Raw genomic sequence first — 18,752 nt, 5'->3', positions numbered from 1 at the left:
AAATACATTAGTTCATTAAAGGTTTTTAACCTATACATAATCATTCAAAATAAGGTACCTAAATGAAAGTTTGGAAAGAGACTGAAAACAAAGAAATGTTGTTAAACCACCATTTGCATTAGAGGGTCAGATTGTGTTGTGGAGTCATTTTTAAATTATGTAGGTTATTTATGTTAAAATATATGGAAATTGCATTTTTTTCTTAATTTTTAAAATTGCGCAAAAGAGAGGGGAATTAGAAAATGGATGATTTTGTGGAATTATGGGATGTGTATGATATAAATCGTATTAAAACAAAACGTATTTGGGTTCGTGGAGAACAACCTCGACCTGATGATTGGCATTTAGTTATTCATGTATGTATTTTTAATTCAAGTGGAGAAATGCTCATTCAACAAAGGCAGCCGTTCAAAGAAGGATGGCCAAATATGTGGGACCTTACTGTGGGAGGGAGCGCGATAGCTGGGGATACAAGTCAAATTGCAGCACAGAGAGAATTGTATGAAGAAATAGGTTTACAATTAGATTTTCAGCAAATACGTCCTCATTTAACCATTAACTTTGAGAATGGTTTTGACGATATATATCTAATCGAAGAAAATGTGCAGCTACATAAGCTCACTTTACAGTATGAGGAAGTACAAAATGTGAAATGGGCAAGCAAGCAAGAAATTTTGACTATGATCAAAAACGGAGAGTTTATTCCTTATTATGAAAGCCTTATTCAATTACTATTTGATAGCCGAAAGCAACGAGGCTCTATTCAATTGTAGTTAATCTCCAGCAATCACCAAAAGGTAATTTACAAGTAGTTTTTTTAAAACATTGAAGAAACTTTAACACAGGATTTAGATGAACTAGATATCTTTTTTGAAATTATAGAGGAAGCAATTGAAAGGTTGTCAAAGCCATTTACACGTTAATAATATTGCATTTGAATTGAGCCGCAAAATACTGGACTTAGAAGTAAACATAATACTTTAAAGAAAGACTGTTTTCATAAAGATTGTTGTTAGCTAACTAGGATGCAGGTAAATGCAAGAAGGATTTAGAATATTGTTTCGATATGGACGCAAAAAATGGGGGAATTAATATATTTATAGTTAGAACAGTTATTTTATGGATGATTATATCCACTATCATTAATGCCTATTTAATGACATTACCCATACCTGTTTTACGAAAAAGAAATTATCCTGCTAACTACCTTATTCTACAAAACAACCGAATAGATTTTCAAATCAATACGGAATGTGCAGCATTTTCAACATCGTATCTACTTCGCCATTTTGGTATGGAGGCCGAGGGTGAAGCGTTATATACGGATTTTCCTAGTAAAACGAGGGCAGGCACTGTATATCCAAAGGGAATTCGTGAAGTATTAAGAAGAAAGGGCTTTCAAACAAACTATTATAAAGGAAATATAAATACATTAAAGTATGAAGTTAGTAAAGGTACTCCCGTAATTGTTTTTATAAAAGTACAGAAGAATCGTAATAATTTGCATTTTGTCTCTGTTGTAGGCTATGACAAGGAATATATTTACCTTTCAGAATCATTAAAGCATCTAGTGAATTGTGACGATGATAACAAGTGCTATAATCGAAAAGTTCCAATTAATGAATTTAAGAAACTTTGGAATATAAAGAGAATTTATATGCCTCTATATAGCAATACTTACATAACCGTGGACGCCAAATAAAGCTATCATTAAAAGAGGGTCCAGTCAGAAAAATGCGGATTTGCAACGTTAAAACGGCTCTTGGGGTGCATTTTTGTTCAACTAACAGGGGCTTTAATTAAAGAAGATAGTCAAAATCTGGAGCAACAATCTATACGATACAGTCAAATGACATAACTTTTTACAAATCTAAACAAAAATATGTTCCCAAATGAAAGTTTGAGGGTCTGAAAAATAATCTTTTACGATCAGGCGCTTTCTGAAATTAGGCAAGCGTCTTTCTTCATGGAAAGGGCAAGATTGTGGAATAACAATCCTTAAAATATGTTTCTTAACGGCGCAATATAGTTGATTAAAATCCTTATTCCACGAACGGAGCAGATAAGTGGAAGCAATAGTAATTAGGTTTGACTGGGGAAATACGATGATATAAAAAAGACACCGAAGTGTCTTAATTTTTCAAATAAAGATACCGATAAATTGAATTAATGGGAGCGAGGTATTTTATCGGTGAGTGTATACAAACCATGTAATGCTTGCTGTTAATAATACTAACGATATCAAAGCTGTAAGAACGCTATATGTTTGCCAAATAAGTATCGTTGACCAATCGAAAGCCAAGCACAGTATACCCAGGGCAATCGTAGCGATCAGTAAAATAACCGTTACGATTGTTCTCTTTTTTGTTATGGGATGTCGCTCACTTGTTTTCCTTCTGCGTAATCCTAAAAGAAATAGCAAAACGGCCAATAGGCAAAGAATAATTGTGATAGACGACAAAAGAATATCGAAAAGCTGTGTGCCACTTATTTCATAGGACTGAGTTAGATTGCCATCTAATATATCTTTAACTTTTAGCACCAGGTTTATATTGGTATTTGCGCCGTTACTCAGCAAGCAGATGGCTCTTCGTTCATTTAGCTGTATGACTACGTGGGTTCTGAAATTTGGGTTGCCCCCAGTGTGTTCTATAATCGTTTTGTCGGCGTTGACCGACCAGCCTGCCGCATAATACATATCGTTGACAGACGAAACAGACGTATCACCCTTATGTGATTTTTCAATTACCCTGTGAAATATTTCAGGTATGTTCTGCACGACACCGATCTGTATGCCCATCCAACGCGCCATATCTTGTGTATTAGAAATGATGTAGCCTGCGGGTTTATTCCCAGCATAATCTGGTGCCTTAAATGGAGTTGTCATAAAAAAGGAAGAACGGTAGCCCTGTGCCAATTGTCCAGTGGCTTGAGCATCTTCTTTATACACATACGTCTGATGAAGACCTAACGGCTGAAATACCTGTTCCATCATAAAGTCTTCATAGCTTTGTCGCGACACAATCTCAATAACCAAACCCAATACGTCATAATTAACGGTTCCATAGTTATACTGTTCGCCCGGAGGGAACTCCAATTCAGCATCTACGAGCATTTCTACAGTTTTTTGCAACATATCCGGTGTATTGCCTTGTGGAATATTTTGAGTATGTCTAATATTTGTTAGACCACTGGTATGGTGAAGAAAGTTATTTAGAGTAAGACTTTGTGTATCAACCAGTTTCCCTTGATACTTTACCGTAAACCAAGGTAAATATTTTTGGACAGGGTCAGTCATTGAGAGAAGCCCTTGCTCTTCCAACAGCAAAATACCAACACCGGTAAAAGCTTTACTGACCGAGGCTAACTCATAGAGTGTATTTTCACTTGCAGGCAACCCGTTTTCACGGTCTGCAAGCCCTGAAGAAAAGTAGTGCACTTCATCATCAGCAAGGATTGAGATTGACATGCCTGGCACACCTGATATATGACGGGCATCATCTAGCAACGCTTGGATTGCCGCAGATTTCGAATCTGACAACGCATAACTTGGTGTTGGGAATCCTGAGAGTAATATAAATAACGTAAATACAAAAACAATAATCTTCTTCATAAACCCTCCTTTTTGAAAAGTTATAAGGGAATAAAACCAATAAGCAATTAGTACAACTACTAAACTAAGTTTTAATTTACCTTTCTATTCACCTATATAATATCAAGTAATTGTCAAAAGTTACACTCCACGAACAGATGCATTACTTCAATAAGAAACGATCTTCAACAATTGGGCGCTATTTCTGTAGAATTGAATTAAAGTTGCGAGGAAACACCTCTTTGAAATCGAATAGGAGAGCAACATTTCAAATAATGTTCCTTGATATAATTCTCTATGTACTATAACTATGTTTGAACAAGGAGATGGAAGCATGAGTAAGTTAACAGGCAAAATCGCTTTAGTTACAGGATCAAGTCGAGGAATTGGCCGCAGTATTGCATTGCGTCTGGCACAAGAGGGGGCCTTTGTCGTCGTTCATTACGGGAAAAGAAGTAATGAGGCAGAGGCAGTTGTTGACAAGATCAAACAAAGCGGAGGGAATGCTTGCGCGATTGGCGCTGACCTTAGTACTCTAGATGGTATTCAAAATTTATTTACTTCTTTGGATGATACAATCTGGGAGTATATGGGTGGTAGTGGATTCGATATTCTTGTCAACAATGCTGGAATTGGTCAAATTATCAGTTTAGAAGAGACGACGGAAGAATCATTTGACGAGGTAATGAACATTAATGTAAAAGCACCACTTTTTGTTACTCAGCAAGCTTTGCCACGTTTAAAAGATGGAGGGCGTATTATTAATATTTCATCCTTTGTGACACGTGCAGCTTCACCAAGTGTCTTCACGTACAGTATGTCCAAAGGTGCTATCGACACATTTACGCGTCTTCTAGCCAAGGAATTGGGGAGCCGTAATATTACGGTAAACGCCATCCAGCCTGGAATTATTAATACAGAAATGAATGCTGATACTTTGGAAAACCTGGAAGGACAAAAATATGCGGCTGGTCTTTCAATTTTCAACAGATGGGGAGAACCAGAGGATGTGGCAGATATCGCCGCCTTTCTTGCTTCCTCAGACAGCCGTTGGGTAACTGGTCAATTGCTCGATGCAAGTGGAGGATCTCATCTATAGAATAGTTTAAGTAGTTACTAGGAATGGACTCTGTATTGGGCAGGGCTCATTCCTTTTAATTTTTCTTTCAACCGTTTGTTCGTGTAAATAGTAAATGTAATTCTCCAAATCTGAAGTGAAATGTTCCATACTTTCAGAGCTTAATACTCGTGCTTTTCTGAAATAAGGAAAGCGTCTTTCTTCATGAAAAGAGCCATGAGTAGAATGAGATGTATTGAGATTACCGGGCAGAGAAGTTCATTCATTGCCTGCCTGAATATAATGATAAAAAAGTATAGGTGATTTTTTCTTGAATGAACTAAATCTAATACTGATGTAGGCTGTTACGTGGGTGTTATGAACATATAATTAGGTTGAAAGGAGGTATTTATTTATGACACAAACATCTAGAGCGATTCCTGGTGCCGCAGTCCGCGGAACGGCATCTGGTGTATTTTTTATGGCGTTTTTTGGTACTCTGTGGGCGTACACAGGAATTATGGGATTGCACGGCTGGGGAGTTCCATTATTATTAGTTACTGCTGTTGCCATAGGTATAGCTCTGTTCATCGGCGGTTTTTCATTAATACGCGCATCGAGAGAATTGACGAATCAGGTTTCAAAAACAGACTTAAGGCAGGGAAAGCGTACATCGTTTTGGTTTAACATCATTTTTGCTGCGGAGGGTTTGGCTATAGCCATCACAATTGCTGTTTGTAACGCAACTCGTCACCCTGAACTTATACCTGTCGTAATAGCTCTTATTGTCGGTGTTCATTTTTTCCCATTGGCACCTCTGTTTCAAGTTAGACTCTACTATTTTACAGGCACACTCCTTTGTTTACTTGCTATTATGACATGGCTTTGTGTACCTACAAAAGTCACACTGGGGGAACATCAAATCAATACATTTATGTCTGTAGTGGGCTTTGGCTCTGCCCTGATCTTGTGGGGAACTGGTCTTGCAATATGGCTAATGGGCAGAAGATTGCTAGGTATCGTCCCGAAATAAGTGAGAAGGAACTTTACACCGAAAAAGTAAAATATGTATTCAGCTAATGGGTGCATTTCTTTTGAAAGAATTGCGTCATTCGCCGTCTATTGGGTGATTTATATCTTAACGAAATTTGGTAACCTTGTATTAGAATTCAGTATATCGTGTAAGTAATGTATTTAAACTAACACTGTAGTTTAGTTTAAGCAGGATAAGGAAATAATTGAACGAATTAGTTAACTAGATTGAAAATGAGGTGACTAAATGAGATTAGGATTAAAACGAGATGAGGTAAGGTTAGAAGCACATTGTGATGAGTGGAAAAAAGAGTTTCATAGGGTGAAACAGGATATTCTTAATACAACTTCAATTCAAGAGAATAGAATTGAACACATTGGCAGCACGGCTATAAAGAATATCGTTGCCAAACCAATATTGGATTTAGTTGTTGGTGTTGATGATATTGAAAATGTTGACAAATTGATATTTCAAGGGCTAAAGGAAGCTGGTTTTTTAAAACTCAAAGTGGAACGTCCTAATGAAATTGTGCTTGCGAAGTTTAATGATGATACTTACGAGGAAAAGACACACTTTATTCACTTAGTAGAATACAATAAAGAACTCTGGAAAAATTTAATCTTTTTTAGGAACTACTTAAATTCAAACGAAACAGCAAGGGAAGAATACAGTGAACTGAAAATGAAATTTGTTGGAGAGAAAAATGGTGGGATCAATGAATACACTAGTTATAAGGAACGATTCGTAAAAGAAATCTACGAGAAAAGGAAATAATGTCCAGTTAAACTAGCGGTATGTATTACTTTAACAATCAAAAGTCAAATTACCGTCTTTATTCATGGCATTGGCCAGATTGTGGTGCAGCTTGTAAAGTGCTATAAGGCATTATCACTAAGATCCAAATTGTTGACAATTAAAAACAGAGTAAATATATAAGTTTTTATGCAAAAACAATTTCTACTATTCTGAAATATATGGTATAGTAGGGGCATAACTGAATAGAGTGTAAGAAATGGTGCCAGATGAAAGTCTGGCTTAAAAGGGAAGTCGGTGCAAATCCGACGCTGTCCCGCAACTGTAATTCGGAGCAAAACACAAATGCCACTGGGAAACCGGGAAGGCTGTGAGGCGTGTTGATGAGAAGCCAGGAGACCTGCCAATTTCTAGTACACACCAAATACCTACGTGGAAATAGGTGGTGAATAGTGACCAAAAAGGCACTGTGCGATAATAAAAGATTTTACGGAAATTCTACTTTTTCGTATTGTTTTTGTCTAAATAATTTTACCATGCAGCCATTTTCCGAGAAGGGGAATGGCTTTTTTTCATGCTACTATTCTGTATTCCAGAGCAAAATCTACTGGTTTTCGTATAGAGCCACTGAATCTAGCATGGGATGACACAAATTTGTAAGAGCAAGTAACCATAAACTTATTGATGAAAGGGAGATTAAATATGACTTATACTAGTACACTCATTGGCTATCCATATATCGGAGATGACCGCGAATGGAAGAAGGCGTTAGAAGCATTTTGGCGTCAAGAGCGAACGGAAGAGGATTTTCAGGCAACCCTAAAAAGTATTCGGTTATCGCGGATTGAAAAGCAGCTACAATCTGGCATCGATATGGTGACTGTGGGAGATTTCACTTTGTACGATAGAATGTTGGATACAGCCTTAATGTTTGGCTTAGTACCCAAGCGCTTTAACTGGCAAGGTGGAAGGGTAGATTTACATACCTACTACAGTGTAGCGAGAGGAAATCCTTCAGCAGTAGCTAGTGAAATGACCAAATGGTTTAATACCAACTATCACTACATTGTTCCTGAATATGAAGGGCAACCGTTGCAACTAACAGAAAATAAGGTATTGGCCGACTTTTTAGAGGCAAAAGAAGCGTTCGGTATTATTGCGAAGCCAACACTTATTGGCCCCTATACATTTTATAAGCTAACTAAGGGCTACAATAAATTAACACAGGTTGAATATTTAGTAGCCCTATTACCTCTCTATGCTCAGATTATTCAAGAATTAGTAGATGCAGGTGCGCAGTGGATTCAATTAGAAGAGCCTTCATTAGTGACGACACTTGACTCAGCAGAACGGAAGCTAGTACAGGAAATCTATACTCAGTTAGCGACAACCGTTCCAGCAGCAAAACTCATGCTACAAACATATTTTGAAGCATTATGTTCCTATGAAACATTGATTACATTGCCTGTCCAAGGGTTTGGTTTAGATTTCGTACATGGCTATAAAGGGAATATGGAGTCACTTCGACAATTTGGTTTCCCTCAGGATAAAGTTTTAGCTATAGGTATTGTTAATGGTCGTGATATATGGCGTTCGAACCTAGCGGAGGCTAACGCCACGATTCAAGCTATTGAAAAGCTTAGCGATGCGAAGGAATTGTGGATTCAACCCTCAAGTAGCCTTCAGCATATACCAATATCAACTTCACTTGAAAAGAAGCTGGACCCTGTTCTCAAACAAGCACTGGCGTTTGCTGATGAAAAAATCGAAGAAATTATTGAGCTCACTAAATATAGAAAAAATCAAGACGGAACGCTACGTCATAATTTTTCAGCAAGTATGAAGGCCATTGAAGCCCTAAAAAATCATTCGATTCGTCAAAATAAAATGATCCAGCAAGCCGCTCAATCCGTATCAACGAAGGATTTTGAGCGACATAGTGATTTTAATCAACGTCAAAAAATACAGCAGCAGGCGTTAGGACTGCCACTATTCCCAACAACGACAATCGGCAGCTTTCCTCAATCTGATGAGGTGAAAAGAAATCGTAATGCTTGGCGAAAGAAGCAATTGTCGAATGAAGACTATGAAGCATTTATTGAACTGGAAACAAAGCGCTGGATTCACTTGCAGGAGGATCTTGATATGGATGTACTAGTTCATGGAGAATTTGAACGGACAGACATGGTCGAATATTTCGGTGAGAAATTGACGGGCTTTGCCTTTACTGAAAAAGCATGGGTTGTTTCGTATGGCTCTCGCTGTGTGAAGCCTCCGATTATTTATGGAGATGTTGCATGGTCTTCAGCCATTACCGTGAAAGAGTCTGCGTATGCCCAAAGCTTAACGAAGCGCTTTGTAAAAGGGATGCTGACGGGACCAGTGACCATTTTAAATTGGTCCTTTGTACGCGATGATATTTCTCGAAAAGATGTCGCTTATCAAATTGCATTAGCACTTCGCAAGGAAGTGGAAGCACTTGAAACGGCAGGCATCTCCATTATTCAAGTGGATGAACCAGCACTTCGAGAAGGGTTACCTCTTCGTAAAGAAGAATGGGGGACTTACTTAGACTGGGCGGTCAATGCCTTCAAGCTTGCTACATCGAGTGTTGAGGATGAAACACAAATTCATACACATATGTGTTACTGCGAATTTAACGATTTCATAGAACCCATTAGCGCGCTAGATGCAGATGTGATTTCCATTGAAACATCACGTAGCCATGGGGAGCTAATTTCTTCCCTCCAAGTAAATCCTTATACAAAAGGAATCGGATTAGGTGTTTACGATATTCATAGCCCACGTGTGCCGAGTGAAGGCGAAATGTTAGCCATTATGAGAGATAGTTTACAAGTTCTAGACAAACATCAATTTTGGGTTAATCCTGACTGTGGCTTAAAAACAAGGAAAGAGCCAGAAACAATCGCGGCTTTAGCTAATATGGTAGGCGCTACTAAAATATTACGTCAGGAAGTGAAGGAATCTATATCAAGATAACGAAAACGATGTAATAAAAGCAAAGATCAGGGTATCTACCTGGTCTTTTTGTATGGAGGTTTTATTATATTCAGAAAATAAAATTGACGTGAACATTTCAGCATGTTATGTTTATTACTAATTTCAAATATTGCATTACAAGTTTGAATGAACGTATTTTTCATTCAATTAAAAGGAAAATGGGTGTAAATCCCATGCTGTCCCGCAGCTGTAAATGAGGAGTTTTGTTTCGATTACCACTAAGTTCTATCTTGGGAAGGTGAAGCAAAATGATGATTCATAAGCCAGAATGCCTGCTTGTAAGAAGATTCATTGATGATCTACGAAAGATAGGGAGATGGATGGAAGCTTACGTATTTGTAGGTTTGTCTGTCCTTATTCTTGTGGAATAAGGTTTTTTTATGCCTTTTTCTATTCAATTTGTAGATATGAACAGGGAATAGAGATAGGAGACAAAAAATGAGATGGACAAAGTATTTACTGCCTTTCCTGCTTGTTTTGACCTTGAGCTTTCTTGCAGGTTGTACAAGCTCAGAAAAGGACAAAGGAAATTCAGCATCAACAGAACAAACAGATGAAAAAATGATTACGATTGGATGGCCATTAGATGTAGGGCCATTAAATCCACATACATATTTACCAAATCAGATGACTGCTCAAGCCATGGTTTATGAATCTTTAGTGGCGTATAACGATGATGGCACAATTACGCCAAAGCTAGCAGAAAGTTGGGACATCTCAGAGGATAAAACTGCCTATACGTTCCATTTACGCAAGGATGTTACCTACTCGGATGGGACTGCCTTTAATGCTGATAATGTGATTCGCAATTTTGATGCAGTATTAGCGAATCGTGACATGCATTCTTGGATGGGTATGGTCAATCATATTAAAGAGGTCGTCAAAGTAGATGATTCAACAATACGTTTGCAATTAGATGAACCGTATTACCCTGTGTTAAACGAATTAGCCTTTGTTAGACCATTCCGTTTTTTAGGGGATAATGGCTTCCCAGACGGCGATGCAACAAATGATTCCATCCAATCAGCTATTGGCACAGGTCCATGGGTATTAACCGACTATAAAAAAGATGAATATGCAGTATTTAGCCGTAACGAACAGTATTGGGGTGAAAAACCACTCGTAGATAAGATAAAGGTTAAGATCATTCCAGATTCGGAATCTCTTTCGTTAGCCTTTGAAAATGAAGAATTAGATGTCATTTATGGTCGAGGGATTATTAGCTTAGATAACTATACGTATTTAAGAGATAGTGGCAAATATAAAACCGCTACATCTGAGCCGTTGTCTACGAAAGCATTACTGTTCAATACACAGTCTGGGCCGTTAGCTGAGCTAAAGGTTCGACAAGCTATTCAATATGCTATCAATAAAGAACAAATGATAGACAGTATTACACATGGTACAGAAAAAGTGGCAAACACGCTATTCTGGGATGCAATTCCTTATGCCAATATTGATTTGGCGCCCATTATATATAATCCTGAAAAAGCGCAGAGATTGCTAGATGAAGCGGGCTGGACGCTACAGAAGGGTGAAAAAATTCGTTCGAAAAATGGCCAACCCCTTACATTAGATTTAATCTATATTGCTACTGATGCCATTCAAAAACCTATGGCGGAGTTAATGCAAGGCGAGCTAGCAAAAATAGGGGTACAGTTAAATATTGAAGGCGCAGATGTTATGGTCGGTCTGCAAAAATTAATGGATGATCAGGTTGATATTAACTTCTGGCGTACAAATGGACCGCCGACTGATCCACATAGCTTTGCAAATGAATCAGCTACACCAAATGCTAGTGGTGTATATGAAGCAAAATTAGGCTTACCAAATGCTCAAGAGATTGATACAAACATACATCAACTATTAGTTGGTACCGATGAAGAGGAACGTGTGCAGCTATATACGGATATTTTAACAATGTTCCACGATCAAGCATTATTCTATCCAATATCGTATGAAACGAATAATGTTATTTATCAACCATATATGAAGGATTTTGCACCACGTGCTTCTGAATATGACATTCCATATGCACAAATGGATAAAGAAAACTAAGTATGAAAGAGAGAGTGTGTCGAACCAGGACAACTCTCTTTTTATCATCGGATGAAATAGGAAGTGACGACATGTACGAATCGACTTGGATGTTTTGTGTAAAAAGAATTCTCACACTTCCATTTGTATTAGTAGGCGTATCTATTCTGACCTTTGTGTTTATTCGTTTCGTACCAGTAGAACCGGCAGAGGTCATCCTTCGACTCTCAAGAATTGCCCCAACACCAGAGGCTATACAAGCTTTACGAGAAGAATTAGGGACAGACAAGCCTTTTATCATGCAGTATCTGCTATGGGTAAAAGGCGTTTTACAGCTAGACTTTGGGACATCTTTTGTTAGTAAATTACCCGTGGCTCATGAGCTATTTGCTAAGCTACCCGCTACCATTGAATTAGCTATAGTAGCATTTATCCTAATTTTAACTTTTAGTATTCCATTAGGGGTTGTGAGCGCATTATATAAGCATTCCTTTATCGATAAAATCATTCGATTATTTACAGTACTAAGTGTATCCATCCCAACATTTTGGTTAGGGTTTATCCTACTCTATCTTTTTAGCTTAAAACTTGGCATTTTTCCGACGAATGGAAAAGGTTCGGTAGCACATATTGTTTTACCAGCCTTCACCTTAGCTTTACCTACAATCGGATTGTTCTCACAGTTTATCCGCTCTGCCATAATCGAAGAATACGAGCAGCCATATGTAAAATATGCACAGCTTAGAGGTTTGAAAAAATCGGTCATACTCATTCGACACGTGGGGAGGAATGCTGCCATACCAATATCAACTTTGTTTGGGATGACACTCGGAAATTTGCTAGGTGGTGCTGTCATAGTCGAGCAAGTATTTAGTTGGCCGGGGCTTGGTCGATATTTAATAGAATCCATAACGAATCGTGATTACCCCGTTGTACAATGCTATGTGTTGGTGATTGCTGTCATCTATGTGCTCGCCAATTTAGGCACAGATGTATTGCATCGTTTATTGGATCCTCATCTGATGATGAAGGATAGGAGAGAGTAAAGTGAACTTAGGACGTATACATATGAGAAGATATATTAGTCTCACCTTACTAATGATCATTGGTTTACTAGGACTGTTAGCCCCACTCATTATGCCTCATGACCCTTTAGCAGTCGATATTTCTAAGAAATTTTTAGCACCCTCATGGGACTATCCATTAGGAACAGACCATTTAGGAAGATGTGTCTGCTCACGATTGCTTTTAGGGATTCGGTATTCTTTAGGTGCGGCGCTCGTCATACAAATAGTTGCTATTCTAGTAGCGATACTATTAGGCGCATTAGTCTCCTTAAAAAGAGGTATAATAGATGCGCTATTTATTCGGATATGCGATATTTTATTAGCTTTTCCAACACTTGTACTAGCATTTGGGCTTTTAGGTGTACTAGGTCCTAGCTTGAAAAATGTGTTAATTGCACTTAGTTTGACACAGCTTATTTATTATTCGAGGCTCATCCGAGGTTTATTTATTGGCATGAATGAAAAAGACTTTATTCTAGCGGCAAGAATCAGTGGTACTACAGGTGCAAAATTAATTATTCGACACTATCTCCCTCATGTTTGGCCACCGATTGTAACGATTGTGGCATTAGATATGGGGAAGGTCATTTTAGAGATTGCGGGCTTTTCCTTTATTGGGCTTGGTGTGCAAGCTCCCACTCCTGAATGGGGAATGATGGTAAATGAAGGGAAGCAATATATCCGCCAACATCCTGAATTAATGCTATATCCTGGGCTTGCTATCGTCTTTGTTGTCCTAGTATGTAATGTTTTAGCAAGTAGTTTGAAGAAGCCTGATCAGTAAAGGGGTAGTTATGAAGAAAGTTTTAGAAGTGAAAGACTTATCGGTCAAAATTGGAGAACAGAATATTTTATCCTCCATTCATTTAACAGCCTATCAAGGCCGAGTATTAGGAATTATTGGGGAAAGCGGTAGTGGGAAAACGATGCTTTGCCAAGCTATTATGCAAGCCTTGCCGACTAGAGCGCAGATCACCAAAGGGCAAATTTTCTACCATCAACAAGATTTATTGAAGGTAACTGCTGCTCAAATGAGAGCTTATCGTGGTAGACATCTTTCTATTATTATGCAAAATCCTTCGACTGCCTTTGACCGTGTTCAAACCATTGAAAGTCATTTTCGTGAATCATTAAAAGCTCATTTTGCTATAACTAAAAATGAAATAAGACAAATTGCTATTGAAAGCATGTCAAAAGTTAATTTACCTAATCCTGAGCGCCTTTTATACTATTATCCATTCCAATTAAGTGGGGGAATGCTACAGCGTGTGATGATTGCTTTGTCACTGGCAATTCAAGCCTCGGTATACATAGCTGATGAGCCAACGACAGCTCTTGATACAGTCAATCAAAAGCAGGTTTTGACATTATTTGATCGTATTCGCCTGGAAACACAGGCAGCCATCCTTCTTGTGACACATGATTTAGGCGTTATCGCTGAACTTGCTGATGATGTAGCCGTGATGTATAAGGGGAAAATAATTGAACAAGCGAATGTCTATGATTTTTTTGATGCACCTCAGCATCCTTATACAAAGAAACTATTACAATCCCGAATTATGTTTTAGAGGTGAAAAGATTGAAGCTACTAGAAGTGAGAAATATTGAGAAGAACTATGCACATAGACCGTTCATATTCAAGCGAAGACAGGATGCTCCTGTATTACAGAAAGTATCATTTTCACTTCAGGAGGGGGAATGCTTAGGAATTGTTGGACAAAGTGGCTCAGGAAAAAGCACATTGGGCCGAATTATATTAGGGATGGAAAGGCCAACAGCCGGTGAGATTCTATTTCAAGGGGTTAATCTTTATGATGCCACTAGCCAACAGAAAAAAATGATACGGAGAGATTTACAAGCAGTCTTTCAAAATAGTTATCATTCATTAAATCCAAAGCACACCATTTTTCAAATTTTAGAGGAACCATACCTAAATTTCGAGCATTATAGCTCAGCTGAGAGACATTATAAGGTAAAGGAATTACTTGATCATGTAGAGTTAGAAAAATCTATTGCCGAAAAGTATCCTTCCCAGCTAAGTGGGGGACAACAACAGCGTGTGAACATTGCAAGAGCGCTTGCCTTACATCCAAAATTAATTGTTTTAGATGAAGCCATTAGTAGTTTAGATATGATTTTGCAAAAACATATCATTCAATTACTACAGACACTACAAAAGGATTTGCAACTTGCCTACATTTTCATCTCTCATGACCTACAGGCTACACGCTTTATTTCAGATCGCATCCTTGTCATGCAAAATGGTCAGCTAGTAGAGGAAAGTATGAAAGGTGAACCATTTAAGCATTCCGCATCACTTGAGCTATGCAACGCGATTTTACCCACTCACCCTCGCGAAAGAATTCACAAGAATACTAGTATCTGAAATACCTTTGCGAATAAAATCCTTATTAAAATTCTTACATTGTTATTTGGAAAGCTTCGTAAAGGAGCTTTCGAACTCCCATATTTTGCCCTCTAGGTTGTTTAAGAGAGCGACCGTCCTCTGTTCCATATTATTCGGAAGTTCTTCCTTACTGAAATAGGTGAGGCTTAAGCTCTCACCATCTTTCATTTCCAATACACCCCTTACATGTTTAGCTCTATAAAGGTGAATGACTGTATAGATTTCATCGCCATTCGGATAACAGTAGTAATAATCAGGTCCTGTAAAAACACCGATAAACTCAAACTCTTTAGCCACGAGTCCAGTTTCCTCATAAAGTTCACGCGCAGCAACCTGCTCTAATGTTTCGTTTATTTCCATTGAGCCGCCAGGTAATCCCCAATCCAATGTATCTGAACGATGTTGAAAGAGTATTTTCTTATCATCATTAACAACAAGAACTGTCGAACCAACGTTTATAATCGGTCTATTACCGATAAGCTTTCTTAATTCTGTTATATAGCCCATCCCGTCACTCCTCGTTTCATCGTAATGCAAAACAAATCGCTTTTTTAAAGCAGACTTCATAAATATAGCTCCATTGGGATTGATTAACAATCTTTTTTTTGAGCGAAATAATGCTTAAATATGCAGAATAGTTCGTCAAAAATGAAAAATAGCTTTTTATAATCAGTCTTTTCTGAATTTTACCTATGTTGATTGTTTGGAAACCTCTATGTTAAGGTAAAAAGACAAATTGAATATGCTAAATTTTGGTGGTTCAAATGGGTTTGATTCCATTTGATTAAAAGGGAAGTTGGTGTGAGTCCAACACTGTCCCGCAACTGTATGTAGGAGTTCCATAACGAGACCACTGTTTTGTTCTTCAAAACGGGAAGGTGTTATAGGAATGTTGATGATAAGTCAGGAGACCTGCCGCTAAATAAGCATCAATTGACCTACGAGGATAGGGAGGTGTTAGCTACTGTATGATGAGTGTGAATGGATGTAAGTTCACTGTTTTTTGTTCTGTCATACTTTTGTAGATTAACAACTTCTAAAGGGGTAGAAGTTGTTTTTTTGTTGTTCTTTCGAGTTTGAATGGTAACGCTTACAAGAATGATTAAACAAAGGGGTTGTAATCCATGGAGTTAACGTATTCACCAGGTCTTGATGGAGTTATTGCTGCGGAAACAAAACTGTCTTTCTTAGACGTAGTAGAAAGCCAAATTGTTATACGGGGCTACGATTTGATTGAACTATCTCAGCGATATTCCTATTTAGATATTGTCCATTTATTATTGCACGGAAACCTACCAACTACTGAGCAACAAGCTGAATTACAGGATAAATTGAAAGAAAACTATCACGTTCCACAAGAGCTTGTTCAAATTTTTAACTTATTACCAAATGGGACACATGCTATGGACGGCCTTAGAACTGGAATTTCAGCGTTAGCAGGGTATGATCAGCACATCAATGATCGATCGACTGAAAGGAATGTAACACGAGCATATCGACTTTTAGGTGGCATGCCCAACATCGTTGCGAATAGCTACCGTGTATTAAATGGTCAAGATGTTGTCAAACCGGATAGTCAGCTTTCTTATAGTGCTAATTTTTATTACATGATTACTGGAAGAAAACCAACACCATTAGAAGAAGAAATTTTTGACCAATCACTTGTTTTATATAGTGAACATGAAATGCCGAATTCGACTTTTGCTGCTCGTGTTATTGCCTCCACACAATCCGATCTGTATGGTGCTCTAACTGGTGCTGTCGCATCATTGAAAGGAAATTTGCATGGTGGGGCGAACGAGGCAGTCATGTATATGCTGCTTGAAGCTAAGACTGTAGAAGGCTTTGAAGCGATGCTGAAAAACAAGCTCAAAAATAAAGATAAAATAATGGGCTTTGGCCATCGGGTCTATATGAAAAAAATGGACCCAAGAGCGCAGATCATGAAAGAAGCTTTGTATAAATTATGCTTGGAGCAAGGTGATGACCGCTTATATCACATGTGTGAAGCTGGTGAAAAAGTGATGGTGGAGGAAAAAGGCTTGTATCCAAATTTAGATTATTACGCTGCGCCAGTGTATTACATGCTGGGTCTACCAATTGAATTATATACGCCTATTTTCTTTGGCTCTCGAACGATCGGTTTATGTGCACATGTGATCGAACAACATGACAATAATCGATTATTTAGACCTCGTGTTCATTATATAGGCGAGCGTCATAACCTTGAAGAATTGTCGGTATAATCAAGTTTTAACAACTCGCCACAGAGCTGATGGACATTCTGACCAATGCCCATCAGCATACTAGTATATCAAATGCATACCTTGAAAGGAAGATATAGATGATTAAAACGAATGAAAAAACGATGACAGACCAGCTTCTTATTGATATTGCGGATTATGTATTAAACACAAAGATTACGAGCGAAGAAGCTTACGAAACGGCTCGATATGTTTTATTGGATACGTTAGGTTGTGGCATTTTAGCTTTACAATATCCTGAATGTACAAAACTTCTAGGTCCTGTAGTACCAGGTACAGTCGTTCCAAATGGTACTCGTATTCCAGGAACATCCTATGTCCTTGATCCAGTAAAAGGTGCCTTTAATATCGGTTGTATGATCCGTTGGCTGGATTATAACGATACATGGTTGGCGGCAGAATGGGGGCATCCTTCTGATAATCTAGGTGGCATTTTAGCTGTAGCCGATTATTTGAGTCGTGTACGTGTTGCAGAAGGGCAAGAGCCTCTCCAAATAAAAGACGTTTTAGAAATGATGATTCAAGCTCATGAAATACAAGGAATACTTGCACTCGAAAATAGCTTAAATCGTGTTGGCTTAGATCACGTCTTATTTGTCAAAATAGCGACAACAGCTGTAGTAACAAAGGCTTTAGGTGGCACTCATCAAGAAATTGTCAATGCCTTATCAAATGCTTGGATTGATAATTCAAGTTTAAGAACCTATCGACATGCTCCTAATACAGGCTCTAGAAAATCATGGGCTGCTGGCGATGCTACAAGCAGGGCCGTACAACTAGCAATGATGGCTGTGAAGGGGGAAATGGGCTATGCAACTGCATTGTCTGCACCAGGCTGGGGATTCCAAGATGTGCTCTTTAATAAGGAAGAATTAAAGCTTGCGAGACCACTTGCATCTTATGTTATGGAAAATGTCCTCTTTAAAGTGTCTTACCCTGCAGAATTTCATGCTCAAACGGCTGCAGAATGTGCTGTTCATTTACATCCTGAAGTAAAGAATCGCCTAGCTGAAATTGACCGCATTGACATTACGACGCATGAATCAGCCATACGAATTATCGATAAAGAAGGGCCACTTCACAATCCTGCTGATCGTGATCACTGCCTTCAATACATTACAGCTATTGGTCTTATTTATGGTGACATTACAGCAGATCACTACGAAGATGAGGTGGCTGTAGACCCACGCATTGATGACTTGCGACATAAAATGGTTGTCGTGGAAAAAAGACAATATACAATCGATTATTTAGACCCTGATAAACGATCCATTGCGAATGCTGTTCAAGTTTATTACAAAGATGGTACATCATCCGAGCTAATTGAGTGTGAATATCCTTTAGGACATCGTTTCCGTCGTGAGGAAGCATTTCCACAGATCATTAATAAATTCCAGCAAAACATTCGTACGCATTATTCTCAAAAACAACTCCATACAATAAATGAGGTTTGTGCAAATAAAGAGCTGCTTGAACAAATTGCTGTCCATGAATTTATTAATTTATTTATTTAATTTAGAA

15 protein-coding genes, 1 pseudogene and 3 riboswitches are annotated in these 18,752 nt (G+C 38.2%); of the genes and pseudogenes, 13 read left to right on the top strand and 3 right to left on the bottom strand.

Translation table 11 applies throughout. From position 1 onward, the window contains the following. Positions 1-254: 254 nt before the first annotated feature. Positions 255-773, top strand: coding sequence for an NUDIX hydrolase (locus KVT27_RS09040; protein WP_208706118.1), 519 nt, complete (start codon positions 255-257; stop codon positions 771-773). 293 nt (positions 774-1,066) lie between these two features. Then, positions 1,067-1,702: a cysteine peptidase family C39 domain-containing protein gene (locus tag KVT27_RS09035; RefSeq protein WP_233301710.1), complete on the top strand. Its 636-nt coding sequence runs from the start codon at positions 1,067-1,069 to the stop codon at positions 1,700-1,702. Between the two features lie 483 nt (positions 1,703-2,185). Here the strand turns inward: KVT27_RS09035 and KVT27_RS09030 are convergent, their stop codons facing one another. Next, complete coding sequence (locus KVT27_RS09030; RefSeq protein WP_036148473.1) at positions 2,186-3,613, bottom strand: serine hydrolase domain-containing protein; 1,428 nt, start codon at positions 3,611-3,613, stop codon at positions 2,186-2,188. A gap of 313 nt (positions 3,614-3,926) precedes the next feature. On the opposite strand from KVT27_RS09030, the gene KVT27_RS09025 reads away from it, so the two are divergent. Further along, positions 3,927-4,691, top strand: coding sequence for an SDR family NAD(P)-dependent oxidoreductase (locus tag KVT27_RS09025; RefSeq protein WP_217581166.1), 765 nt, complete (start codon positions 3,927-3,929; stop codon positions 4,689-4,691). A 17-nt stretch (positions 4,692-4,708) separates the two neighbouring features. On the opposite strand, the pseudogene KVT27_RS27325 reads toward KVT27_RS09025, so the two are convergent. After that, positions 4,709-4,796, bottom strand: a pseudogene (locus KVT27_RS27325) (IS3 family transposase); the annotation flags it as partial. Between the two features lie 268 nt (positions 4,797-5,064). On the opposite strand from KVT27_RS27325, the gene KVT27_RS09020 reads away from it, so the two are divergent. The 8 genes from KVT27_RS09020 to KVT27_RS08985 all read left to right on the top strand — a co-directional run bounded on the left by KVT27_RS09020 (position 5,065) and on the right by KVT27_RS08985 (position 14,946). Continuing rightward, a complete protein-coding gene (locus KVT27_RS09020) occupies positions 5,065-5,682 on the top strand; it encodes a DUF7010 family protein (protein ID WP_036148468.1) in 618 nt (205 codons plus the stop codon). Positions 5,683-5,928: 246 nt separating this feature from the next. Continuing rightward, positions 5,929-6,456: a GrpB family protein gene (locus tag KVT27_RS09015; RefSeq protein ID WP_217581165.1), complete on the top strand. Its 528-nt coding sequence runs from the start codon at positions 5,929-5,931 to the stop codon at positions 6,454-6,456. A gap of 222 nt (positions 6,457-6,678) precedes the next feature. After that, positions 6,679-6,857, top strand: a riboswitch (cobalamin riboswitch). A gap of 280 nt (positions 6,858-7,137) precedes the next feature. After that, positions 7,138-9,435 carry a 5-methyltetrahydropteroyltriglutamate--homocysteine S-methyltransferase gene (gene metE, locus KVT27_RS09010; RefSeq protein ID WP_217581164.1) on the top strand — a complete coding sequence of 766 codons (2,298 nt, stop codon included), beginning with the start codon at positions 7,138-7,140 and terminating at the stop codon, positions 9,433-9,435. A 122-nt stretch (positions 9,436-9,557) separates the two neighbouring features. Continuing rightward, positions 9,558-9,750: riboswitch (cobalamin riboswitch) on the top strand. A 144-nt stretch (positions 9,751-9,894) separates the two neighbouring features. Then, a complete protein-coding gene (gene nikA / locus KVT27_RS09005) occupies positions 9,895-11,514 on the top strand; it encodes a nickel ABC transporter substrate-binding protein (protein WP_241605327.1) in 1,620 nt (539 codons plus the stop codon). A 71-nt stretch (positions 11,515-11,585) separates the two neighbouring features. Then, positions 11,586-12,539 carry a nickel ABC transporter permease gene (nikB, locus tag KVT27_RS09000; RefSeq protein WP_225316168.1) on the top strand — a complete coding sequence of 318 codons (954 nt, stop codon included), beginning with the start codon at positions 11,586-11,588 and terminating at the stop codon, positions 12,537-12,539. Position 12,540: 1 nt separating this feature from the next. Continuing rightward, entirely contained in the window at positions 12,541-13,344 is an 804-nt protein-coding gene (locus KVT27_RS08995) for an ABC transporter permease subunit (RefSeq protein WP_309140225.1), read from the top strand. 10 nt (positions 13,345-13,354) lie between these two features. After that, the gene (locus tag KVT27_RS08990) at positions 13,355-14,128 is read left to right on the top strand and encodes an ABC transporter ATP-binding protein (RefSeq protein WP_208706036.1); all 774 of its coding nucleotides are present in this window, start codon (positions 13,355-13,357) and stop codon (positions 14,126-14,128) included. 2 nt (positions 14,129-14,130) lie between these two features. Beyond that, positions 14,131-14,946 carry an ABC transporter ATP-binding protein gene (locus tag KVT27_RS08985; RefSeq protein ID WP_208706037.1) on the top strand — a complete coding sequence of 272 codons (816 nt, stop codon included), beginning with the start codon at positions 14,131-14,133 and terminating at the stop codon, positions 14,944-14,946. Between the two features lie 42 nt (positions 14,947-14,988). Here KVT27_RS08985 and KVT27_RS08980 read toward each other — a convergent pair whose 3' ends face one another. Further along, on the bottom strand, positions 14,989-15,474 hold the full coding sequence (locus KVT27_RS08980) for an NUDIX hydrolase (protein WP_208706121.1): 486 nt from the start codon (positions 15,472-15,474) through the stop codon (positions 14,989-14,991). A 232-nt stretch (positions 15,475-15,706) separates the two neighbouring features. Then, positions 15,707-15,901: riboswitch (cobalamin riboswitch) on the top strand. Between the two features lie 190 nt (positions 15,902-16,091). Between KVT27_RS08980 and mmgD the strand changes: the two genes are divergently transcribed. After that, positions 16,092-17,213 carry a citrate synthase gene (gene mmgD, locus KVT27_RS08975; RefSeq protein WP_036148463.1) on the top strand — a complete coding sequence of 374 codons (1,122 nt, stop codon included), beginning with the start codon at positions 16,092-16,094 and terminating at the stop codon, positions 17,211-17,213. Positions 17,214-17,311: 98 nt separating this feature from the next. After that, positions 17,312-18,745: a bifunctional 2-methylcitrate dehydratase/aconitate hydratase gene (locus tag KVT27_RS08970; protein ID WP_036126029.1), complete on the top strand. Its 1,434-nt coding sequence runs from the start codon at positions 17,312-17,314 to the stop codon at positions 18,743-18,745. The last annotated feature ends 7 nt before the right edge of the window (positions 18,746-18,752 follow it).

This window comes from Lysinibacillus sp. GbtcB16, assembly GCF_019091145.1.
Taxonomy (GTDB): Bacteria; Bacillota; Bacilli; order Bacillales_A; family Planococcaceae; genus Lysinibacillus; species Lysinibacillus fusiformis.
The sequence above is the reverse complement of the archived record's forward strand: the minus strand, read 5'-3'. Positions and strand labels throughout refer to the sequence as shown.